Raw genomic sequence first — 21,687 nt, 5'->3', positions numbered from 1 at the left:
ATGAAATCGTCTAACTTTTCTTTGTCATTTTTTAAACATATCTCAACCATTTGAAATATAAGTGCTTGTAATGCTCGGTGACGACTTAGTTCAGCTGCAAGTTGTTGAGCTGTCGTAGTTGATGTTGCCCTGCGTCCACAGGTATTTCAGTTAAACTATTCATTATTTCAACTGCTACTCAGGCCTTTGTGGCACATTTCAAACAGCTTTGCGCTTCAACTAATTTAAATTAGTACTATGAATCGCTACCAGTAATTCGAACCTATGCGGTGAAATCCAAGCGCCACCATGCAAGTAGAGTGATGGCGAAGCGTTAGTGCTACCCATTTCATCTCAGGAAGGTAGGCGCTACTAAATATACCTTACTATATAGCGCTTGGGTAAAATAGTCTAATCTCGCCAACATTTTTTGATGTTTCTGGATAGCAATATTTCATTTCTATCCAGATTATCTCAATATCTTAACTCGAATCAATGAACTTGATAATTGCCATTAATTAATCTAGTTTCAATGCTTTAAGGCAACATTTGTATATGCTAAATGCAAACATGCATGAGAGATATAGTGTCAGCTAAAATAATAGCGCAACTGCTATTATTTTTACATTAGTCTACACCAACAATAATGTGAGACTCCTTGATTAAAGCGCATGCACGGCTACCAACAGCAAGCCCAAGCATTGTGTACGATTCGTTGGTAATGATCGCGGTAAGGGTAACGCCTTTTCCCAGATCCAGCAGTACCTCGGTATTTACTGAACCTGTCTCAATGTGGCTGACCAGCCCATACAAACAGTTACGTGTTGATATTTTAATTTTTTCGTCAGCTGAGGTTAAAATTACCCATGACGCCTTAATCAAGGCATACACAACCTTGCCCGGAACAAGTCCAAGTGAGCGTACACTCTCTCGGGTAATAACAGCGTACAGGGCTTCACCGCTTGCCAACTTCAGTGTCACCTCCGCATTTACTGCACTCATTTGCACGCTTTCAACGATGCCCATGAAAGCATTACGAGCACTTGTTTTTACCTCTATCCTTTTTAGAAGCTGAAAACTATTGTCCATAGTTACATCTTCATTAAGCGACGCAAAAAATTGGGTTTGCAACGCAGCGATGCGCACTATTTCATCTACCAATCGTTGCCCAACTTCAGTTAACTCTGCCTTGCCACCCCCACGTCCTCCTTGCCAAGCCGTTACCAGAGGCGCACCAGCAAGATTATTCATGGCTTCAACTGCTTCCCAAGCACCTTTATAGGTCATTCCGACCGCTTTTGCAGCGCCGCTAATCGAGTTTGCTCGACCGATCGCAGTCAACAGTTCAAGCCTTCGTGAAGAAACCCTGCTGCCACCAAAGTCGAGCGACAATGGGGCACTAAAATGACCAATTTGTTTTTTTGAAGACATAGTCATTAAAATATAAGCATTAAATCTTAGACTGCATAAAATTTCATCCGTAATAATAACGCAATATATTCATTAACCAGTGATGCTCCGCATACTCAATAATCCAATTTTTCCCTTGTTCAATGAAGAACCACTGTAGGTTTTAATAATAATGAGTTAAGTTGCTTGAAGAATTATAAATTTACAGGCGTGTGCTACTTCAATTTATTAATTCGCTCTTCCTTCTTGGATGTATTGATCAAGCGATTTGAAGTAATGTGCTAATTCTATGTATTTGAAAGAAATTGAGTATCGCTATAAACATAAAAGCGATAATGACTTTAGAGGTGCCTTTTAAATTATTTAAGCGCTATACTTAAGTCACGTTTCGCTCTAATTGCCATATTATTTGTCATGCATTAATTACACTCATTGGAGCTCGTTGTGTTCAAACAAAATCCAAATAAGTCGTTTCCCTTATTGTTAATAGCGTCACTATCGCTATTAATTACAGCTTGCGGCACGAACCCCGTTACCCAGAAAAGAGAGTTTCAATTCGTTTCAGAGTCGCAAGAAATTTCTATCGGTAAGCAGAATTACGCGCCCGCGCGCCAATCGCAAGGTGGTGACTATATCTTAGACCCTGAGCTCACAGCTTATGTCCAGAGCGTAGGAGATAAGTTGGCTGCCGTTTCTGACCGTGAATTACCTTATGAATACGCAATTATCAATGACTCAACACCTAATGCCTGGGCGATGCCAGGCGGTAAAATAGCTTTTAATCGTGGGTTGCTTTATGAATTAAATAGTGAGGCCGAACTAGCGGCTGTCATGGGCCATGAAATGGTGCATGCAGCGGCGCGCCACGGTGCAAAAAGTATGGAACGCGGCGTGCTCATGCAGGGAGCGATGGTTGCCATTGGAATTGGCGCTCAAAATAGCAACTACGCTAACCTGATTGTTGGTGGGGCGCAGTTAGGCGCTCAACTGACCTCTAGCAAGTACGGGCGTGACGCTGAAAGTGAATCAGATTTTTACGGCATGAAATACATGAAAGAAGCGGGCTATGACCCAACAGCAGCGGTCATTTTGCAGGAAACTTTTGTACGTTTAAGTGCTGATCGAACAAGCGGTTTTATTGATGGCTTATTTGCTAGTCATCCCCCTTCACCTGAGCGCGTAGCCGCTAACAAAGAAACATTGGCAAAACTCGGCGCGGGCGGCGAATGGGGAAAGGAAGTGTTTGCGCAAAAGGTCAGTAAGCTTAAATCTACCCAAGCCGCTTATGAAGCTTATGACAAGGGCGTAAAAGCTCTGGCGGAAAAAGACATGGCAAAAGCCACCGCCTTTGCTAATCAAGCCATTGCAGGCGAACCACGTGAGGCACATTTTCAGGGACTATTAGGCGATATCGCGCTATCAGAAAAAAAACCAGAAGAGGCTTTAAATTACTACGACAAAGCCATAAAATTGCATCCGGATTACTTTAAGCCATATATACAAAGTGGTATAGCATTATTTAATATGGGCAAAAAGGATGAAGCCGAGCCTTATCTTAAACGTGCCAACGAATTATTACCGACTGCGCCAGGGCACGCATTACTTGGCCAACTTGCTGAAAGCCGCAGCCAAACTGATATTGCTTTGCAACACTACCAAATGGCGGCGGACTCGAATTCTGATATTGGTAAAGATGCCTCGGCCCGTGGCGTACGTTTAGATTTACCACGCAACCCAGCTAAGTATATTCAAGCAGGTGTACAAGCGGATAATTCTGGTGATTTGTATGCGATTGTGCAAAATAATACCGCCATACCAATTGCCCGCGTGCAGGTGCGAGTAGTGAAATACGACGCGAGAACTGGACGTGCTATTGCACAAAGTGCACCAATGCAGATTGTTGGTGTCGTAGCCCCAGGAAAACGTAACCAAATTGCAGTTGGGGTAAAAGTGGCTACGGCAACAGAAGCCCAATTGTACGAAGTCATAGTTGAGGCTGCTGAAATTGCGCAGTAAGTAACAGCCTGAACAAAAACATTCAGGCGACGACTAGCTTGACAATCACCGACCTCTGCCGCGCGGCAGATCGAATTAAATCGAGTCTAATCCCGAATTGCCTTGAGATTGATGATTCACGTTGATATCTCTTTCTAGTAAAGTAATCGAGATTTCAGCATCCATTGAAGAAATAGCATCCCCACGGAAATTTCCGGATGTGGGTGCAGCATCACGAGGGTGCTGACCCGCTGCCACAGAAACGTAATCGTCATTGACGGACAGACCACGACTTGGGTCGAATCCACGCCAGCCAGCACCCGGCAAATACACCTCTGTCCATGCATGCATATCCCCACTGTTGGCCGCATCATCTCCGAGGCAATAGCCACTGACAAATCGTGCTGCGATACCAGCGCTGCGGCAGATATCTATAAATAGCATTGCGAAATCTCTACAGGATCCCTTCCCCTGTTTCATCGTTTCATCGGATGTCCAGGCATCGCCTTCTTCACGTAGCATATATTCAAAGCGTTGGTAAATTGCTTCAGCGAGCATTGTCAGGAAAGGGATTGTTTCATGTTTAGCTGCCAGCATTATTTCTTGGGCGAATACAGCCAAATGAGGATGGTCTCCATCGAGAACCAGATAATGCGCAAGTGCTCCTGCAATCTCTGGTTCATACACCAGCGGTAAAGTCAGGGCCTGTTGGTTGGTGACAAAAAAATCGAAGGGATTGCCACGATGTGTTTCTACCAGCATCTGAACTTCTATCAATAGATTGTCATGCAGACCGTTGAACCAAATCGTTTCAGTGTTGTTACCGTAAAGGCCAGTACAGTGGGTGATTCCACCAAGAGTGGGCGTAACATTGATATTGTAATTGTGCAAAGTTTGGCTAGCATCACTGCGAGGCCTGAGCCGGACAGTGAAGGGCTCCAAAAATACCGGCTGGCTGTAGTGGTAGCGGGTGCGATGGATAATCTTTAACAACATGCGTTTGATGGAGCTACTTTGACGATAACTTGGAGAGTGCCATATCCACCCATTCGTCTGGCATCTCCTGCACCGACTTATGCAGACTTTCTTGCCACAACTCAGGTAAATGCTGAAGATCCTCGCGCTCAAATCGATGCTGGACTATATCGAATGAATTGCGTTTATATAGCACTACATCAATCGGAAAATCAACATCTACCGCGCTGATGCGCGTCGAATCAAAGGCGAGATAAGCCAGTTTTAGGGCCATATCCATTGGTGACTCATAGCGTAAAACTCGATCAAGGATTGGTTTTCCATAACTGGACTCACCGATCAAGAAGTAAGGAGATCCTTTCCCGACTTCTACCCAGTTTCCCTGAGGGTACAGCATGAAAAGCTTGTGCTCATTGTCTTTCTCCAGCTGCCCGCCGATGATCGAGAACAGGTTGAAATCCAACCCTGCTTCCTTGAGAGCCTCCTTGTCTTCATTGGCAACAACGCGCACTTGCCCCGCAAAAGCATTCACGGCCTTATAGAGCTTATCAAAGTGAGTGTCTTGCTCTTCCAAAACTTCTTCGAAATAGGTCAGTGCCTTATCACGCACCGATCGCAATCCGGATGTCATCAAGAACATGGAGTGATTACCATGCTGATGTATCGTTACCTTGCGTGCCGTGGTGCGCTCGGTACCCGAAGTAAGGCGTGTATCGGAGACGCCAACGAGGCCTTCTTCGATTTTGAATGCCGCACAGAATGTCATGTTGTTTTATTTATATTTAAGTTAAGTGGCGCTGCGTCCGGTCAATGGGCGCAGCGTGAAATAAGATTCGAATATGGCATCATCAATTTTATTCAGCCGAGTTTGCAGCCCATCCAGAAATTCGTGCAGTCCGCAGGATATTATTTCGTCTATCTGAGTGTAGTTTAAATCCGCAAGCAGTTTCCCTAGACGCCTTTCGATCACGTTACTGAAATCATCTTGTTGCGAACCTGTGATGGCACGTAACGAGTTAGTCGCACGTCTTAGACATGACTGTACCGAGCGTGGAAAATCTTTGTTCAGGAGCAGGAATTCAGCTACCTTGGATGGCGTAATCTGCTTGGAATGTTTTCGGTACATTTCCAGCGCACTGGCTGATTTCAAGAGCGCAGACCATTGAATATTGTCAATGGCCGCACCGAGAACATGTTGATCAGGCAATAAGATGAAATATTTCACGTCCAAGATACGCGACGTTTTGTCAGCTCGCTCCAGAAGCTCGCCCATTTGTAGAAAATGCCAAGCTTCACCGTGGGACATGGTGGCCTCTGTAATGCCGTCGAAAAGATGGCTTTCCGTTTTTACATTCTGATAGAAATCATGTGGATTTTCGAGTGATGACTTATTAGCGGCTGCATCCTTGACCATCAGATAGAAATGGTTTGCCTGCTCCCACATTTCAGACGAGATGATTTCCCTGACCGATCGAGCATTTTCGCGTGCGTGGCGGACACAGCTCAAAATCGAATTAGGATTGTCGCGATCAAAAGTCAGAAAATGCAGGACATTTTCGCGAGTGGTCTCGCCATATCGCTTTGTAAAAAACTCTCCGTCTCCGGTAATGTTTACCAACGGCCCCCACTGCTCGCCGTATTCTCCAGGCATATCCAGGCTTAAGTTGAGATTGACACCAATGAAACGCGCGACGTTTTCTGCGCGTTCAAGATAGCGACTCATCCAGTAAATAGAATTAGCGACTCGGCTTAACATACGGACTTACTCCCTCTATTATCCATTTTTGAGATCGTCATTAGCTCAACACCCAAGTGTCCTTGCTGCCTCCACCCTGTGATGAGTTGACTACTAGTGAGCCCTTTTTCAACGCAACACGAGTCAGCCCACCGGGCACCACGTAAATATCCTTGCCGTAAAGAATATAGGGGCGCAGGTCTATGTGCCTCCCCTCAAAATGATCATCAACCAAAACCGGTGCACGAGATAGCGCAAGGGTTGGCTGAGCAATGTAGTTGCGCGGATTTTTGCGAATCAATTCAGCAAATTGGGTTTGTTGCTCTTTAGTGGAATGCGGACCCACCAGCATGCCATATCCACCCGATTCGTTGGTAGCTTTCACCACCAGTTTATCCAGATTGGCCAGCACGTATTCCCGTTCTTTTTCATCCGCACAGATATGAGTGGGCACGTTAGGCAGAATCATGTCCTCACCCAAATAATATTTAACGATCTGAGGCAAATAGGTATATACCGCCTTGTCGTCTGCGATACCCGTACCTGGAGCGTTGGCAAGTGCCACACGTCCATTTCGGTACACATCCATCAGACCAGGCACACCCAATACCGAGTCTGCACGAAAAGCTTTCGGGTCGATAAAGTCGTCATCAATCCGTCGGTAAATCACGTCTACTCGCTGAAAACCACTCGTGGTACGCATATGAACGTAACCGTCCATTACCACCAGATCGCTACCTTCCACCAACTCTACGCCCATTTGCTGGGCGAGGAACGAATGTTCGAAATAGGCTGAGTTGTACATGCCCGGCGTAAGTACTACAACGGTGGGCGAAGGAATATTATCAGGCGCAAGAAACTGCAGTGTTTCCAGCAGTCTTGCCGGGTAATCATCTACGGCACGCACCCGTGAAGCTTCGAATGCAATCGGCAGGGTTCGCTTAAGCACCTGCCTGTTTTCCAGCACATAAGACACACCGGATGGACAGCGCAGATTATCTTCCAGCACGTAATGCTGGCCATCACGATCGCGAATCAAATCAGTCCCGGTGATATGACACCAGATTCCACGTGGCACATCCAAGCCGACGCATTGTGGTCGAAATGAACTCGCCGAAAGTATCATATCTGCAGGGATAATCTTGTCCTTAAGGATTTTTTGTTTGTGGTAGATGTCGTCAAGGAACATGTTCAGAGCATGGATGCGCTGCTTCAAACCTCGCTCAATATATTCCCAATCTTTGGCTTCCACGATGCGTGGAACGATATCGAATGGGAATATTTTCTCGGTACTCTCATCATTGCCGTAAACAGTGAACGTGATACCCATGTTGTACATTGCAGCTTCAGCCGCTTTCTGGCGGGCAATGATCTCTCCGTCATGCAGAGCTTCGATGCGTCCGACCAGAATTTTCGCCCCAGGACGGGGAGCACCTGAAGGCTGTATCAGCTCATCGTAAAAGTTTTCCGTGTCGTACAGCTTGAAATCTAAAGGCATAGGAATGAGTCCTTTATGAATTAGGGTTTCAGTACAGTCGCAGAGTGATGCTGATAAATGATATTTTTTAACTAAAGAGTCAAAACGAACATACCTTAAACTCTATCAGTCTGTAACCAGCATAACCCTTGAACAGCCTGTTGTCATCAAGCTGATTTTTAATGTTACAGATTAATTTTGTAACATGCTGCTTTACAATATATTAATGCGGTTTGATTAACTCTCCCTCACAAAATCACCCATCTGCTTTGACCATATGAATGGTTCGCTGAGGGAATGGAATCGTGAGTTTCTCCGAATCAAATTTTTGCTTGAGCTGTTTGGTTAATTCAAACTTGAGTGGCCAATAATCGCTAGCTTGGCACCAGATTCGGATCGTCAGATCAACAGAGCTTTCACCAAGATTTCCCACAACTACCATGGGAGCCGGATCAGCCATGACTCGCGAATCCGCCGTCACCACAGTTTCCACCACGGCCTGTGCTTTATCAATATCATCGGCATAATCAATGCTCATCACTAAATCGACTCGCCTGGTTGTATGATGGCTATAATTTTTTACGACCGTTCCCCATACTTGGCTATTGGGAACGAGAATTTGCACATTGTCCGGTGTGGCCAATTCGGTGATAAATAACGAGATACTTTTGACCGTCCCAGCCGTACCTCCCGCATCGACGTAGTCGCCCACCTTGAATGGACGGAAGATCAACAACATGACCCCAGCCGCCACATTACTGAGTGTGCCCTGCAGGGCCAAACCAATCGCCAAGCCCGCTGTACCAAAAACCGCGATTAAACTTGTAGTTTCGACCCCGAATTGGGAAATGACAGCCAGGAAGGTAACAATCAACACTAAATAGCGTACAAAACTGGAGACAAATCCCTTGAGCGTTTGATCAACATTTGCTGATTGTTCAAACCGATATTCGACTTGTTTTTTTGCCCAATTCGCAATCATTCGCCCGATGATGAGAATGAGAATGGCGCCAATAACCTTGAGACCATAGATCGTCAATAGGCTAATCCCTTCTTTCATCGCTTCTTCCATGTAACCCTCCTATTCGAAAATATTCAACAAAACCGACAGCATAAATGTTCTGATCATCACCTGCGAGAAAAAGAAACATGGGGTCAGTTCAAACATTACAGCATGTTTTCGGCCTTCTTGAAACTAGCGTACTGTGTGATTTACTGTCATGTAATGCACCCCGAATGGCACTGAATTCTGCGAACCTTTACACCTATTAAGCAATGCCTGATTGGATGGCTTTATGCATTAAAAACGCTGCTTGCCAGGTAAGTGGTGTATCCGATGAAGCAGGCAAGTAGTGCTGCGCCTTCGATTCGATTGATGCGGCCAGGCACTCGAAATCCATAGCAGATAAAAAACAGCGAGACGGTGAGCACTGCCATGACCAGAATGTCTCGAGATAATACTTCCGGTTCCACCGACATGGGATGAATCACCCCCGCGATACCAACCACGGCGAGCGTATTAAAAATATTTGAGCCAAGAACATTACCCAGGGCAATGTCATGTTCACCTTTACGCGTAGCGATTAACGAAGATGCCAGCTCCGGCAGTGAAGTGCCTATGGCTATAATGGTTAAGCCGATAATCAGATCGCTCACGCCAAAGCCGCGCGCGATTGAAGTCGCGCCCCAGACCAAAATACGAGAGCTTATGATTAACAGTATCAAGCCAATCACCAGCCAGAAAACCGCTCGGCCAATCGACATAGTGCTTGCTTCGATCTCACCTTCAGTTTCGACTCCAAGAGTATCCGATTTTGTACGCAGGCCTTGCCAGATGATCCAGGCCATCAGGATGAAAAATACACCCAACAACACCAGAGCATCGTTACGGGTAAGTTCACCATCCCACATTTGGTAAGCGGCCAGAGCCGTGATGGCGATGAGTATTGGCAATTCTTTGCGTAACACCTGCGAATGCACAGTGATGGGGCTAATTAAAGCTGTCAGCCCAAGAATGAGTGCGATATTGGAGATATTCGAACCATAGGCGTTGCCGAGCGCAATGCCGGGGTTGCCCTGTGATGCTGCGATCGCTGACACCACCATTTCAGGCGCGGATGTGCCTAGGCCAACAATGACCATGCCGACCAGCAATGGCGGCATACCAAAATAACGCGCAGTGAAAGCGGAGCCTTCCACAAAACGGTCAGCACTCCACACAAGCAGAATCAGACCAACTGCTACTGCAAGAAAAGCAAGAGTCATAAATTCCTATAAAAATAGAGAAAGCCAAGCGTAACAATTACAGCCAATTGTATTTAATAACGATACTACTCAAGTCTGCTTGGCGATTAATCTGTTTTTTTAGAGCGAAGCGTGGGCGGCAGTTCAAACATTACAATATTTTTTCTCGGTTTTCTTTATCTACCGCACTGCGCGACTTACTGTCATACAGTGTGCTTTGCAATGGCCCCCGATCTCTGCCATCGTATAAAAACCGGATTGGTGAGCCTGAGCTGTTGCCTGATCCTCATGCGGGTGGCGCATCAAGTGTAATAGCGTTTGTTGGCATGTTATAACTGCATCGTGTGGTTTCTGGCTACTGGCATCATAAAGAAATCATGAAGCTAACTACAATCAACCGCCTGCACCACACATAACCAAGCCCTCTGATACCCAGCTCTTAAGGACCATCGCATTGACCTCAGTTATGTCGGTGGTAAACCGATGGTTGGAGTCGTTATACATCCATCGATTATTATAGAGGCGATAGATTGGTACGGTGTCTACCGGGCAGGTATGATTGACTGGCAACTTTACGTAAAACGCGATTCCCTCATATGTCCAGCCGGGATCATTCTTTACTTGGCTGCACTCGCCCGGGTCTGCGGTATAAAAATGTGAATTCGGCCCCTTTCCTGGCGTTCCATAAAACCGGCACACAGGCACCGCACCTTGAGAAGCTTGTCGCCACGCTAGAAAGTAATCTACAGTATCACGCCATCCAGCCCCTGCTCCGCCTGACAGCACTGATAAAGATTCAGACCTTGATCCGGTACGAAAATAGTGGTTGAGGTTAACATTGTAGTATTCATAAATGAGAGAAAAAGGTTTTAAAGCATCCACTACTTGTAATGTTGCATAGGCATCCAGCACGCCCCACCCGCAAAGGGGGTAGTATATTGTGCATTGAGAGTCAGATGGGAACGCGCGGCTGCCATAAATCATACTAATTATCAGCATTTCTGGGGCAATTTGGGGATCCAAGGCCAAGGCAAGTGAGGCCACACCAGAAACATGGGGTGCTGCCATGCTGGTACCGTTTTTGTAATCTACTGCCCCTGATTCAGGAACTGTTTTACCAGAATTTACTGTTGATAGAATCCCTGCCTCGATGCCATAAGTTGCTATATCTCCTCCTGGCGCAGATATGTCTACTTTATATCCAGAGCTGAAATTGCTATAGCTTGCTCGATACCCATAAGGCCCAACCGCGCCCACTGTTGTTACCCCAGTGCACGACGCTGGTACAAAACTGGCTGCTTCGCTGTCACTATTTCCAGCGGCAACAATAATCAACGCTCCCTTGGCTTTGATTTGATTGATTGCTTCTGGATATACGGTACCGCTACATCCGCCCGGCCTGGATCCTCCAAGGCTCATGTTGATTATCTGCGCCGGGTGAGGGTTAATCGGTACGCCTGGAACCGCAATTCCCGCTGCCCACATCATGCCATCTATAATGTCAGACCCGTCTCCACCACATTTGCCAAGAACACGGACGGGAAGAATACGGGTCATCCAATTAATCCCGGCGATACCAGCTGAGTTGTTTCCGGTAGAGGCAACAATTCCGGTAATGTGTGTGCCGTGCCACGAACTATTTGTTGCTTCTGATCCGGACCCACATTCTCCAGCGTGAGTCCAGTCTCCTGGGTCAAGTGCGTTGTTATCCCGACCGTCTCCATCATTGGAGCTCAGGGGATTTGAAATGAAGTCATACCCGGGAAGAAGCCTGGTGACAAACTCAATGTTGGGCCTCACCCCGGTGTCGACCACAGCGATTACTGTGTCCGAAGATCCTACTGTGAGATCCCATGCTCGACCGAGATCAGCCGACCCTGGAAATGTAGCGCTACTTTTAAGATTCCATTGGTCAGATGCAAAAGTGTCATTAGGAACCATGGAATGATTTGCGCGAGTATCAGGTTCCACACTCTCAACGTTAACGGATTGCCTGACGCGGTTCACAATGATTTCAGCTTCTGCCCAAGTCAGGGGTTTCGAAAAACGGAAAACAAACCGGTCTAACGACATTGCTCGATTAAACGCCAAAGGGACTCCAGAAAATCGACCTATTTCTTCAATTAACGCTTGAGGTGGCGGTAAATTATTTCGAGAAAGAAGTTTCGCTTCCATGGAACGGAAACTCACAATAATACCGGTAACCTGCACATTATCGAGAACGCTATTGTCAGGATTCTTAGTGTCATTCGGCAGAGCTTTTTCAAATTGAGGCGTATGAGAGGCTGCCTTCATTCTTTCGGTCAGAGAATTTTTAATCCCTAACTGGTTCAGTACCTTATCAACCCCTTTAATTTCTACATCTGCTAAATCAGCAGCTGATAAATTTCCGACAAATGTAACCGCAATGAGTAATCCCAAAATAAAAATTGCGGTTTGGAGGAAGTTAACCTTACATGTTTTGCCCTGCTCATATTTTTTGAACCACTCATACCAGGACATAAGGTTCTGTTTTAGAGGCTTTGCAGGCATGAAATAATGAACCAATCGATGGTTTCTCAATGTAGCCCCTTTCGTTGTTGTTATTCGAGTTAATGCCACGCTGGATCATGCGCGATGAATAAATATAAGACAAGTATCCGCAACAGAAAAGAAGGCACCTCTAAAAATTGAATTCTCTAAATTTAATTATGTAAATAATGATTTTTTCAGTTTTCTTCAAACTTCCCCAGTGCGCGAAATACCATCATGTAACGTATCCCGAAATGGCCCTGATCTCTGCCATCGTGTAAGCAGCGGATAGGTAAGCCTGATATTTTGCATCCGGTACTCATCCAGCGACATAACGATCGATCTTAGTTAGGCCATTAAAACTTCCCGTAGCGCTTCGAAAATATCCTTTCGGCGACCCCCGCGCGATGTGGCGTAAAATTCAGGACAACCGAATATTCCAGTCTCAGAGGTCTGGCTGTCTGCGAAATGTGATAGAGTTTGTTGGAATGTTATAATTGCTTCAATGATTGTGATTTATTCTTAATCTTGATAGAGGCCACTGTAATTTCCCGTTAGTCTGTGAAGTATGTGCGTTAACGAACAGACCGAAATTAAAAATTGTAAGAGACTGACACTGGGTTTATTGCCGGAAATTTCACACTAACCAAAATTAAAGGAGCTAGTCATTATGCAGAATACAACTTCAAATAAAGTAGAAGACGCAGTGGCCAACGCAGAAAAAATGGCTCAGCGTACGGGCGCCGCAGTGGGGAATGTTGTAGATGCTACTACAACCGCTGGGAAGCAGGTAGGAGCCGTCGCAAGTAGTGAGATGGCCAACCTGCGGGCCGATTTAGATGATTTTATTGCTCGCATGCCTAGTTTATCTGATGTTGATTTAGAAGAGGCCAAGGAAAAACTGATGGAGAGAATGGCATCTGCAAAAGCAGTTGCGAAGATCGTGGCAGCTGATGCGCGCAAACATTTCAATGATGGAGTCGATTGCTCCAGAGGATATGTAAAAGAAAACCCTTTACAAGCAGTGGGGTATGCAGCTGCATTTGGTTTTTTACTTGGACTATTAGTTTCACGGCGTTAATATTGACTCACCGTAGAGCACTTGTATTCCTAAGTTGAGATAAATTTAATGTTTAAAAAAATCCGGAAAATCAAGCAGCTTGGCATCGTTGCACGTGATCGTATTGGCGATTATGTGCAATTGATGTCGATCTTGATAAAGATTCAGTGGAATTACGTTAGTGCCCAAATAATCAGTTATGTTGCGATATTTGTTCTGGCATTATTAAGCTTGGTCTTTATAGGTGTGGCTGTAATAGTTAGCTTCTGGGAGACCCCTTATCGTGTAGCGTCTGCGTGGGGTATTGTGGCTTTCTATGCCTTGACGGCTTTGGGAATTTTCCTGGTAAGTCTGAATAGAGTACGTCCAGAATTCCCATTAGAAACGATACGTACCGAATTAGAGAAAGATGCAAAGCTAGTAAAGGAAGTGGTATGACAATCTCATTGTCACTTGAAGAGCAAAAAAAAATTATCTTGGATCGAATGGAGGAGTCTCGGCGCAACTATCGAAGCTCTTTGATTCAGCGAGATTCTATTGCTAAGAACTCAACGGTTTTGCTTGGTAATTCAGGAACGTTTCCACGGAGCAATACTTTTAAATTTTTAATGCAGTATCCATATTTATTAGGTATAGCTGTATCTGCAATACTGGTAGTGTCGCGTAAACCATTGAAAAATTTGTTAAAGAGGAATCTTGCCTTCAGAACGAGTATGCTAGCAAATAAGGTCAAAATATTGGTTGTGGCCGCACTATTTCGTATGTTCCGATCATATATTCGATAGTTATAGCTGTTGCAATTTGAACTTGAATCCGTCTTCTTTCCTGAATTAGAGAAATTTTAGGTATTGTTGTTCAGCCATGTTTCACTGCTCTTCATTGTGCTTTATTGATGAATAGCACTTCATCCCCCATTCTAATTATCCCAGATTTAATCACTCTTGCATTTATCCCGCCGTGTCCGCGAACCGCATTGTAGCCACCGGGGCCGAAAGTTTCTTCCATAAACGAGCAGGGGTGGCAGAGGCCGGTATATTCAAGTATCACTTCGCCGATCTGAAATTGTTTATCCTTCAGAGCGATTAGGTTGATCCCGCTAATGCAGATATTACGACGTAATTGTGCCGGTTCTACGGATTCTAAACCGAGGTTTGATGCGATTACTGACAGGTGTTCTTCCTGAATAAGGGTGACTTGCCGATTGCCCGATCGCCCTGCGTAACGATCTCCTGTTAATCCATTTTGAGTCTTGGCTTCGACAGCATCGACTACCAGCATTTCTGCACGTCGTTCGGGTCTAACGCCAATCCACGTTACTTTGCCTTTTTGCGGTAGTGTTTTGAATAGGGTGTCGAGTGTTTTCATTATTAATAATATGGCAGATTTACAAAAAGTGCTGAGCCAAGGCGAAGGTGAAAAAAAGCCGAATATAATGTTGGAGAAGGGAGTTCTGGGGCTTTATTCTGATGATTGACTCATGTAATCGGTTAATAATTCTTGGCACCACTCAGGTAGTGAACGGTTTTTTAATTCAAGTTGCCCGTCGTGAATAACAGCAACTTGCTGAAAAGGGTTGTCGGCGCGAGAATTATCCAGGATATAGGTGTGATTGCATAAGGGTATCGTCTGTTTGATCAACTTTAATACCCTTGGAATCCGACTGATTACTTTTTCTTCGGGAACATAATGTCCACCTTCACTTATGCGTTGAGCGATACGTGCTTGATTGAGTGAAACGTCATTCAAATGAATGAATACCAAAATGATTTCATAACCAGCTGTTTTGGCCTGCGCAACAAAATCAATTTTTGAAGGATGAGAAAAAACGGTTTCAAAGCAGAAGCTTCGTCCTTCCCGTAATAACTGCAAGCGCATTTGTGTCGCCAATATCGCGGCATCATAGCTGTGTGATTCTGGCGCAAGTGGATAAAGTTTTTTTGCCAATATATCAGCATTAATAAACGGTATGCTACGCGCTGCTAATTGTGTGCGATAAAAAGTGCTTTTTCCTGAGCCATTCCCACCAGCCAGCAACCAAAGCTGTTTTTTGAGTTTCAAGAATTGAGCATGTTTATTTCAACAAACTCGCCATCCTGAAATTTTCCTGTCTTAACTTCTCCACTCGAATCAATCTTCTCCAAATAACCTGGGTGCGTTAAAGACACCTGAAACTTTACCGGGCTGCTAGTGACGACCTGAGACAAGGTTTTATCGGTGCTACGCTGATCTTCAAGCCCTCGAAAAACTTCACTGGGATCAACTGGCTCACTATAAACAGGTGCGACTTTGATTGTTGCTAATCCGGTTGCAACAGACAGCACATCATCCGGGGTCAGCATTGCGGATACGCTGCGCCCCATGGCAGCCCAATATTCAATTTGTTCGGCGGTACTACGGTGATACTGTTTACCCGTCACCGTCGCCAACTTCATCAATTCTTCTTGCAGCCGAATAGGGGAAGCAGACTTTGCCATGATCATTCCTTGTAAATGGTTTCTGGAAGAATGATTGTAGCAGATTGCTACAATCATCTTTGATGTAGTTGGAACTTGATCCCGTAACTTTAAATTTACGCTTAAAAATTTTGGGGACACATTACTTAACTCCTTACGCAATTAAGTAATGTGTCCCCTGAGTTTCCAGTTCAAGAGCAGGCTTCAGTTGCTGTGAAACTAATGGCATTCGGACCTGATCTTTTTTGTTATTTTTATTTTTTCAGCTTGCCTGACAATTCAAAAAACTCTTGTTCGTTATTGGTTCTCGGAAAAGGTGTATCTGGTATTGGCACATCCAACCATTTACAGAGCCCTTCCCAGCCGTCGCCAATGTTATAAACAAATAATTTATCGCCTTCGAAAGCATTTTTCACCGACTCTACATTTTTGTTGAAAATATCAATACAGTGGCTGCGGTCAGTTATGTTCCCTTTAAAGGTATTTTTCATAATCATACGCATAAGCATTTCACCAAATGGGTTTGGTTTATCACTTGGCGCTGCGTTAACGCCGTCACTGATAACCTTAAAAATGGTTTTGGAAATACTGTTATACCAGCTCTCGGCTGTTCTGGTTGTTAGCAGTATTTTCGCGTCGGGAAAATGTTCAGCAAGTGCTGGCCAGTATGCAGCCGTTGGCCAGTCAACGCAGCTTTCATAACCAGCCAGAGCTTCATCCCAATCGACTTTTTCACCTTTAGCGGCGGCGAGCCAATAGGGTAAGTGTTTGTCCGGATTTGCGATAACTTCATCCATGTGATGGCAGGGCCCAAAGCCGAGCTGCTCCAACGCAATTTTCATCGACATACTGCCTGTGCGGCCGAAACCACATCCAATAATTTTCATATCTACTCCTCTTGGCGATTAGCTATGTAGGGTGGCACGGTTTTGTGCCCACGCGGATTCTCAAACATCGCGAATCGACTATCTGGCAACGGTAATTCTGGGAACACCAAATTTGTGATGAAAATGATTTCCCCCGCCATGTCGATTGCATTTATTTTAACCCGGTTAAACACGGGTATGTACTGCGTGCAGCTACCCGCGTGGGTGCAAAGACGTACCCAACCTATCACACTATTGAAGCATATAATGCGATGTAGTAGACTTCCATTTACTTGGACCGAAATATCGGGTGGTTAACAGTGGCCTGGGAAACCGGCGCTGAATAAGATGCAGAAGATAGGTGGGCAATCATGAGCAAGCGCTTCCAAAATTGGGCTGAGACCTGGATCGAAGATAACATCATTCCTGCCAATCCCGACATCGAGAGCTATGATGCGCGGGCAAGACGGCTGATGGATGAAATGTACGCTGCGGCGGCGGCGGCCAAATTCTCAGACTCAGAGACTGCGGAGGAGCGAAAGCACCTTGCACCCCTGGTTTTGGCGACGGTCGCGAACGACTCTGAATTCGACTACGATACATTTACGCTCAATTATCTACTGTCGTTGGAGATGGGAGACGGCGACTGAGCCCCGTCCGACTTACTCACACCGATTCATTAACGCATTCAGCGATGTAGGGTGGGCACGCCTTTGTGCCCACGCGGATTCTCAAACGTCGCGTCGACTATCTGGCAACGGCGATTCTGGGAACATCAAATTTCTGATGAAAATGATTTATTCCCGCCATGTCGATTGCATTCATTTCAACGCAGGAATGTACAACGTGCTGTTGATTGGTCTCATTCGACATTTCACTGCTAAGTGTGTGATGGGGTATGTGCGAATGTCTGGGCTGATGCGATTGAGAATACAGTGCTGGGTCATGATTGACACTGCCCGCGTGGGCACAAAGACGTGCCCACCCTACCGAGCTTATCCAAAGTTCAGGTTGACTAGCTGTGTTTATGCATGCACATCAATATTACTACCCAAATTACCCGTTGGCAGAGATTGAACTGGTGGAATGGCTTCAATTAATTGCATAGCGGTTTGCTTTTGGATATCCATGCTTTTCTTTAAAACAGTAACAGCAACTGCATCACGCTGATCCAGACCTGATGCCATGGCGGCTACTTGAACACCTGAAATATTCATTATTATTCCCCAAATACTTAATCTATAGACTTAATAGCGTCTATGCTTTATTTATCTTTAGGTGGCTTCTTGAAAAACCTCCACCAAGCCCAATTATTCCTGACCTCAATTATTCCCGAAGCGATTGTTAAGAGTTACCACCGGGATTACCCTGTTTGGCCAAGCATATTTTTTGCCTCCTGAGAAAAACGCAAAGTCCTATGGCGGTAAATATTGGTAGCACGAGAAAGAAAAAAGACATGGCCTCTTCGCTAAGAGGAGCCCCTGCGCTTTCTCCAGAGACCATCCAAAACGTGAGTCGGACAAGCCCACCGAGGAAGGCAGTGGCGAATATACCCGGGATCAACCACCCAACGCCAAGCTTCACACCGCTTCGTGTGCGCATCACTAGCCAAACAATAGAGAAAAAGAAAACCGATGTGGCGAGCTGGTTAGCAATAAATCCAAGGAACACTATGAACACAGTTCTCTCCTTATGGCGCTTAACGAATAGCGTTTATCTGCCGCCCCGCCCAAACTTGGTTAACCCGCGTCCCATATTGGCGGCAGATAAACCATGTTGGACTGAACCTTATGGAGAGCGGAACCTATGGGGATTGTAAGGTTTTGTGGCAGGTCGTCAACTGCATGATCGGGGAGTACGCTAGTGGGCGAGGAATAAGGGGATGCTCTAGAGCAAACTTTCTGCCCCTAATTATGTGTCCGCGTTGGCGCAAATCGTGCCCACCCTCTAACTGGTTAGGCGTCGGCGACAGGCCGCTGGGAACGAAACCTTTGGCAATGAGAGAGCAATTCTTTGCAGCGTTGCAGCAATTCGGATGACTCGACGGTCATTCGCCCCAGACTGGCAAGATCAATCAATTCCTCTTTGGATCCCACATCGTTGTAGCGAACCACGCGAATGAAGCCAGTGTGAATGTGGCTGCCATCCGGCGCGACCTTCTGTGTGGCCAAGTAGGGATTGTGAGCTATCTTATTTCTGTTCTGGAAGGCTGCCTTCAGCTGGACAAAGAGATTGACTGATTTCCATCCCTGTCGGTTCAGAGCGGGCTCGATGCGCTCAACGAGCTTGGTAAGTAGGTCAATGCGCTTGGCGGCATTCAGAGCAATAAATGAGGCAGTGAATACGGTGTCGCCCACAAGTTCAGAGATTAGTGCATTCAGTACAAATTCCATGGCCGCGTAATGATGCATGGCCTTGCCCAATGCGATCACGAAATTTGAAGCTTCATTGTCAAGTAGGTGGTCGGTCAAAGGCAAGGTCCTTTCGATTCATAACCAAAAGTAGACAACCGAAAAAATGCCGACAAAGGCACCTGCAAGGTGTATAAACCGACTCTTATTTTATAATTCATTAATTGAATTGAAATTAATATCTGAATCACACCCACAACCGAATTTAGTTGATAACTGCACCTTTTTTTTCTTGTTGTGTATCATCTTCAGGGAGACGATGGTTCAGCTCGATAAATAAAAAAGAGTAAATAAAATAGCAGTGGCATTTTATGCCAGCGTATCTGCGGCAAAGCAAGAGGAAAAAGCCCTCTCTATCAACTGACCAGTTATTGCAAATGCGCACTTGGTGCAAGGCACAAGGTCACAGGATTGCGATGGAATACATTGAACCAGCTGCCTCTACTACCGACAAAAAACGGCCAGTATTTCAGCAGATGATTTGAAAGCGACAAATAATCACGCTTTACTATAAATATTCGTCCCCTGCTTCACGAATTCCTCCGCTTTTTGTTCCATTCCTTTCTGAAGAGCAGTTTGTTCATCTACGCCTTGAGTAGCGGCATAGTCTCTTACTTCCTGCGAGATTTTCATCGAACAGAAATGAGGCCCGCACATGGAGCAGAAATGTGCGACCTTGGCGGAGTCCTTGGGTAGTGTTTCGTCATGGAATTCGCGCGCTTTGTCTGGGTCGAGGCCAATGTTGAATTGATCTTCCCAGCGGAATTCAAAGCGTGCTTTGGATAGCGCGTTGTCGCGAATCTGTGCGCCAGGATGGCCTTTGGCGAGGTCAGCGGCATGTGCTGCGAGCTTGTAGGTGATGACGCCTTCTTTGACATCGGCTTTATTCGGCAAACCGAGGTGTTCTTTTGGCGTTACGTAGCACAGCATTGCAGTGCCGTACCAGCCTATCATTGCTGCGCCGATACCGGAGGTGATGTGGTCGTAGCCTGGTGCTATGTCTGTCGTGAGTGGGCCTAATGTGTAGAAGGGCGCTTCATGGCATTGTTCCAGTTGCAGATCCATGTTTTCTTTGATCAGGTGCATGGGTACATGGCCGGGGCCTTCGATCATGACTTGTACATCATGTTTCCATGCAATTTGAGTGAGTTCACCTAGCGTTTTCAGTTCGCCCAGTTGCGCTTCGTCATTGGCATCAAAGATCGAGCCGGGACGCAGGCCATCGCCGAGGCTGAAGCTGACGTCATACGCTTTCATGATTTCGCAGATATCTTCGAAATGTTCGTATAGGAACGATTCTTTATGATGAGCCAAGCACCATTTGGCCATGATAGAACCGCCGCGCGATACGATGCCAGTCATGCGGTTGGCCGTTAGCGGCACATAACGGAGTAACACGCCGGCATGAATGGTAAAGTAATCGACGCCTTGCTCGGCTTGCTCTATCAGCGTGTCGCGGTAGATTTCCCACGTCAGGTCTTCGGCTTTGCCGTTCACTTTCTCCAGTGCCTGGTAAATTGGTACGGTGCCGATTGGCACCGGTGAGTTGCGGATGATCCATTCACGCGTTTCGTGGATATGCTTGCCGGTGGAGAGATCCATTACGTTGTCGGCACCCCATCGAATCGCCCACGTCAGTTTTTCAACTTCTTCGCCGATGCTGGAAGTAACGGCCGAGTTGCCGATATTGGCGTTTATTTTTACCAGAAAGTTGCGGCCAATGATCATCGGCTCGACTTCAGGATGATTAATGTTGGCGGGGATAATGGCGCGACCACGGGCAATTTCATCGCGTACGAACTCGGATGTAATTTCGGCCGGAATGCTGGCGCCGAAAGATTGGCCGGGATGCTGTCGACCCATTAAATCGGCTAATTTATTTCCCATCGGGCCGGATGCTTTTAATTCTTCGAGATACTCTTTACGGCGCATATTCTCGCGGATTGCGACAAATTCCATCTCTGGCGTGATGATGCCCTGGCGAGCGTAGTGCATTTGTGACACGTTCGCGCCCACTTTCGCGCGACGCGGTTTACGGCGCAGGTTGAAGCGTAATTCGTCCAGCTCGGGGTCATTCAGTCGTTCGGTGCCATATTGCGATGACGGGCCGGATAATTCGTCGGTGTCGTTACGTTCGGCAATCCACGGCATGCGTGGTGTCGACAGTCCGGAACGGATGTCTATATAGGCGGCCGGGTCAGTGTAGGGGCCGGAGCAGTCATACACGTATATCGGCGGATTTTTTTCCGCATTCATACTTGCTGGTGTGTCCGATTGCGAAATTTCGCGCATCGGCACTTGAATGTCGGGGCGTGACCCCGCAACATAAATCTTGCGTGAATTCGGTAAAGGCTGCACTGCCGCTTTGTCAACGTGGGCAGCTTGGCTTAAAAACTTAGGATGGGCATTCATGGTGGGTTGCTCCAAAAAAGCAAGGAGCATCAATAGAAACAACTGACGCTTCCCTACGACGGCATTATCCGTACAGGTTCAAAGGGTATCTCTCACCTCGCCGACTTGTTGACGAGGACCCCTACGCAAGCTTACAAATTACTGTAAATAAGATGGGAA

General features: G+C 46.1%; 21 protein-coding genes and 1 riboswitch. Of the genes, 5 read left to right on the top strand and 16 right to left on the bottom strand.

Features of this window, described 5'->3' with window-relative positions:
- Window positions 1-606: 606 nt before the first annotated feature.
- Window positions 607-1,416, bottom strand: a complete 810-nt coding sequence (locus tag MJ770_RS04810; RefSeq protein WP_239250467.1) for a TOBE domain-containing protein — start codon at window positions 1,414-1,416, stop codon at window positions 607-609.
- Window positions 1,417-1,833: 417 nt separating this feature from the next.
- On the opposite strand from MJ770_RS04810, the gene MJ770_RS04805 reads away from it, so the two are divergent.
- Window positions 1,834-3,405: a M48 family metalloprotease gene (locus MJ770_RS04805; RefSeq protein WP_239250466.1), complete on the top strand. Its 1,572-nt coding sequence runs from the start codon at window positions 1,834-1,836 to the stop codon at window positions 3,403-3,405.
- Between the two features lie 75 nt (window positions 3,406-3,480).
- Here the strand turns inward: MJ770_RS04805 and MJ770_RS04800 are convergent, their stop codons facing one another.
- The 7 genes from MJ770_RS04800 to MJ770_RS04770 form a co-directional block, all read right to left on the bottom strand.
- Window positions 3,481-4,380: a transglutaminase family protein gene (locus MJ770_RS04800; protein WP_239250465.1), complete on the bottom strand. Its 900-nt coding sequence runs from the start codon at window positions 4,378-4,380 to the stop codon at window positions 3,481-3,483.
- Between the two features lie 13 nt (window positions 4,381-4,393).
- Window positions 4,394-5,125, bottom strand: coding sequence for a peptidase (locus MJ770_RS04795; RefSeq protein ID WP_239250464.1), 732 nt, complete (start codon window positions 5,123-5,125; stop codon window positions 4,394-4,396).
- 21 nt (window positions 5,126-5,146) lie between these two features.
- Window positions 5,147-6,115, bottom strand: coding sequence for an alpha-E domain-containing protein (locus MJ770_RS04790; protein WP_239250463.1), 969 nt, complete (start codon window positions 6,113-6,115; stop codon window positions 5,147-5,149).
- A 40-nt stretch (window positions 6,116-6,155) separates the two neighbouring features.
- Entirely contained in the window at window positions 6,156-7,592 is a 1,437-nt protein-coding gene (locus MJ770_RS04785; protein ID WP_239250462.1) for a circularly permuted type 2 ATP-grasp protein, read from the bottom strand.
- Window positions 7,593-7,827: 235 nt separating this feature from the next.
- Entirely contained in the window at window positions 7,828-8,643 is an 816-nt protein-coding gene (locus MJ770_RS04780; RefSeq protein WP_239250461.1) for a mechanosensitive ion channel family protein, read from the bottom strand.
- A gap of 221 nt (window positions 8,644-8,864) precedes the next feature.
- On the bottom strand, window positions 8,865-9,836 hold the full coding sequence (locus MJ770_RS04775) for a calcium/sodium antiporter (protein WP_239250460.1): 972 nt from the start codon (window positions 9,834-9,836) through the stop codon (window positions 8,865-8,867).
- A 372-nt stretch (window positions 9,837-10,208) separates the two neighbouring features.
- Complete coding sequence (locus tag MJ770_RS04770) at window positions 10,209-12,347, bottom strand: S8 family peptidase (RefSeq protein WP_239250459.1); 2,139 nt, start codon at window positions 12,345-12,347, stop codon at window positions 10,209-10,211.
- Between the two features lie 649 nt (window positions 12,348-12,996).
- Between MJ770_RS04770 and MJ770_RS04765 the strand changes: the two genes are divergently transcribed.
- Both MJ770_RS04765 and MJ770_RS04760 read left to right on the top strand, forming a co-directional pair.
- A complete protein-coding gene (locus MJ770_RS04765; RefSeq protein ID WP_239250458.1) occupies window positions 12,997-13,407 on the top strand; it encodes a DUF883 family protein in 411 nt (136 codons plus the stop codon).
- Window positions 13,408-13,455: 48 nt separating this feature from the next.
- Window positions 13,456-13,824 carry a phage holin family protein gene (locus tag MJ770_RS04760; protein ID WP_239250457.1) on the top strand — a complete coding sequence of 123 codons (369 nt, stop codon included), beginning with the start codon at window positions 13,456-13,458 and terminating at the stop codon, window positions 13,822-13,824.
- 438 nt (window positions 13,825-14,262) lie between these two features.
- On the opposite strand, the gene MJ770_RS04755 is transcribed toward MJ770_RS04760, so the two are convergent.
- From MJ770_RS04755 to MJ770_RS04740, 4 genes are all read right to left on the bottom strand, one after another.
- On the bottom strand, window positions 14,263-14,751 hold the full coding sequence (locus MJ770_RS04755; RefSeq protein ID WP_239250456.1) for an MOSC domain-containing protein: 489 nt from the start codon (window positions 14,749-14,751) through the stop codon (window positions 14,263-14,265).
- Window positions 14,752-14,844: 93 nt separating this feature from the next.
- The gene (locus MJ770_RS04750) at window positions 14,845-15,444 is read right to left on the bottom strand and encodes an AAA family ATPase (protein ID WP_239250455.1); all 600 of its coding nucleotides are present in this window, start codon (window positions 15,442-15,444) and stop codon (window positions 14,845-14,847) included.
- The gene (locus tag MJ770_RS04745; protein WP_239250454.1) at window positions 15,441-15,860 is read right to left on the bottom strand and encodes a ParD-like family protein; all 420 of its coding nucleotides are present in this window, start codon (window positions 15,858-15,860) and stop codon (window positions 15,441-15,443) included. The genes MJ770_RS04750 and MJ770_RS04745 overlap by 4 nt, the downstream gene beginning before the upstream one ends.
- 233 nt (window positions 15,861-16,093) lie before the next feature.
- Window positions 16,094-16,726, bottom strand: a complete 633-nt coding sequence (locus MJ770_RS04740; RefSeq protein ID WP_256448794.1) for a sulfotransferase family protein — start codon at window positions 16,724-16,726, stop codon at window positions 16,094-16,096.
- A gap of 350 nt (window positions 16,727-17,076) precedes the next feature.
- Between MJ770_RS04740 and MJ770_RS04730 the strand changes: the two genes are divergently transcribed.
- Window positions 17,077-17,355 carry a DUF768 domain-containing protein gene (locus MJ770_RS04730; protein WP_239250452.1) on the top strand — a complete coding sequence of 93 codons (279 nt, stop codon included), beginning with the start codon at window positions 17,077-17,079 and terminating at the stop codon, window positions 17,353-17,355.
- Between the two features lie 375 nt (window positions 17,356-17,730).
- Here MJ770_RS04730 and MJ770_RS04725 read toward each other — a convergent pair whose 3' ends face one another.
- From MJ770_RS04725 to MJ770_RS04715, 3 genes are all read right to left on the bottom strand, one after another.
- Entirely contained in the window at window positions 17,731-17,922 is a 192-nt protein-coding gene (locus MJ770_RS04725) for a YjfB family protein (RefSeq protein WP_239250451.1), read from the bottom strand.
- Between the two features lie 127 nt (window positions 17,923-18,049).
- Window positions 18,050-18,385, bottom strand: coding sequence for a hypothetical protein (locus tag MJ770_RS04720; RefSeq protein WP_239250450.1), 336 nt, complete (start codon window positions 18,383-18,385; stop codon window positions 18,050-18,052).
- Between the two features lie 275 nt (window positions 18,386-18,660).
- Window positions 18,661-19,176: a hypothetical protein gene (locus MJ770_RS04715; protein WP_239250449.1), complete on the bottom strand. Its 516-nt coding sequence runs from the start codon at window positions 19,174-19,176 to the stop codon at window positions 18,661-18,663.
- 251 nt (window positions 19,177-19,427) lie between these two features.
- On the opposite strand from MJ770_RS04715, the gene MJ770_RS15580 reads away from it, so the two are divergent.
- Window positions 19,428-19,601 (top strand): recombinase family protein, encoded by a 174-nt coding sequence (locus tag MJ770_RS15580; RefSeq protein WP_445083124.1) that lies wholly within the window; start codon window positions 19,428-19,430, stop codon window positions 19,599-19,601.
- 13 nt (window positions 19,602-19,614) lie between these two features.
- Here the strand turns inward: MJ770_RS15580 and thiC are convergent, their stop codons facing one another.
- Window positions 19,615-21,528: a phosphomethylpyrimidine synthase ThiC gene (gene thiC, locus MJ770_RS04710; protein ID WP_239250448.1), complete on the bottom strand. Its 1,914-nt coding sequence runs from the start codon at window positions 21,526-21,528 to the stop codon at window positions 19,615-19,617.
- Between the two features lie 32 nt (window positions 21,529-21,560).
- Window positions 21,561-21,661, bottom strand: a riboswitch (TPP riboswitch).
- Window positions 21,662-21,687 lie beyond the last annotated feature (26 nt).

Origin of the sequence: Candidatus Nitrotoga sp. M5 (assembly GCF_927904885.1) — a bacterium.
GTDB lineage: Bacteria > Pseudomonadota > Gammaproteobacteria > Burkholderiales > Gallionellaceae > Nitrotoga.
This window is presented reverse-complemented; position numbering and strand designations above follow the sequence as displayed.

Bases quoted from the DNA above. Each gene is read 5' to 3' on its own strand.
- MJ770_RS04765 (WP_239250458.1), top strand. From the start codon at position 12,997: ATGCAGAATACAACTTCAAATAAAGTAGAAGACGCAGTGGCCAACGCA.
- MJ770_RS04730 (WP_239250452.1), top strand. From the start codon at position 17,077: ATGAGCAAGCGCTTCCAAAATTGGGCTGAGACCTGGATCGAAGATAAC.
- MJ770_RS04775 (WP_239250460.1), bottom strand. From the start codon at position 9,836: ATGACTCTTGCTTTTCTTGCAGTAGCAGTTGGTCTGATTCTGCTTGTG.
- MJ770_RS04800 (WP_239250465.1), bottom strand. From the start codon at position 4,380: ATGTTGTTAAAGATTATCCATCGCACCCGCTACCACTACAGCCAGCCG.
- MJ770_RS04755 (WP_239250456.1), bottom strand. From the start codon at position 14,751: ATGAAAACACTCGACACCCTATTCAAAACACTACCGCAAAAAGGCAAA.
- MJ770_RS04740 (WP_256448794.1), bottom strand. From the start codon at position 16,726: ATGAAAATTATTGGATGTGGTTTCGGCCGCACAGGCAGTATGTCGATG.
- MJ770_RS04810 (WP_239250467.1), bottom strand. From the start codon at position 1,416: ATGACTATGTCTTCAAAAAAACAAATTGGTCATTTTAGTGCCCCATTG.
- MJ770_RS04770 (WP_239250459.1), bottom strand. From the start codon at position 12,347: ATGCCTGCAAAGCCTCTAAAACAGAACCTTATGTCCTGGTATGAGTGG.
- MJ770_RS04725 (WP_239250451.1), bottom strand. From the start codon at position 17,922: ATGAATATTTCAGGTGTTCAAGTAGCCGCCATGGCATCAGGTCTGGAT.
- MJ770_RS15580 (WP_445083124.1), top strand. From the start codon at position 19,428: ATGCCAGCGTATCTGCGGCAAAGCAAGAGGAAAAAGCCCTCTCTATCA.
- MJ770_RS04785 (WP_239250462.1), bottom strand. From the start codon at position 7,592: ATGCCTTTAGATTTCAAGCTGTACGACACGGAAAACTTTTACGATGAG.
- thiC (WP_239250448.1), bottom strand. From the start codon at position 21,528: ATGAATGCCCATCCTAAGTTTTTAAGCCAAGCTGCCCACGTTGACAAA.
- MJ770_RS04795 (WP_239250464.1), bottom strand. From the start codon at position 5,125: ATGACATTCTGTGCGGCATTCAAAATCGAAGAAGGCCTCGTTGGCGTC.
- MJ770_RS04760 (WP_239250457.1), top strand. From the start codon at position 13,456: ATGTTTAAAAAAATCCGGAAAATCAAGCAGCTTGGCATCGTTGCACGT.
- MJ770_RS04790 (WP_239250463.1), bottom strand. From the start codon at position 6,115: ATGTTAAGCCGAGTCGCTAATTCTATTTACTGGATGAGTCGCTATCTT.
- MJ770_RS04745 (WP_239250454.1), bottom strand. From the start codon at position 15,860: ATGGCAAAGTCTGCTTCCCCTATTCGGCTGCAAGAAGAATTGATGAAG.
- MJ770_RS04780 (WP_239250461.1), bottom strand. From the start codon at position 8,643: ATGGAAGAAGCGATGAAAGAAGGGATTAGCCTATTGACGATCTATGGT.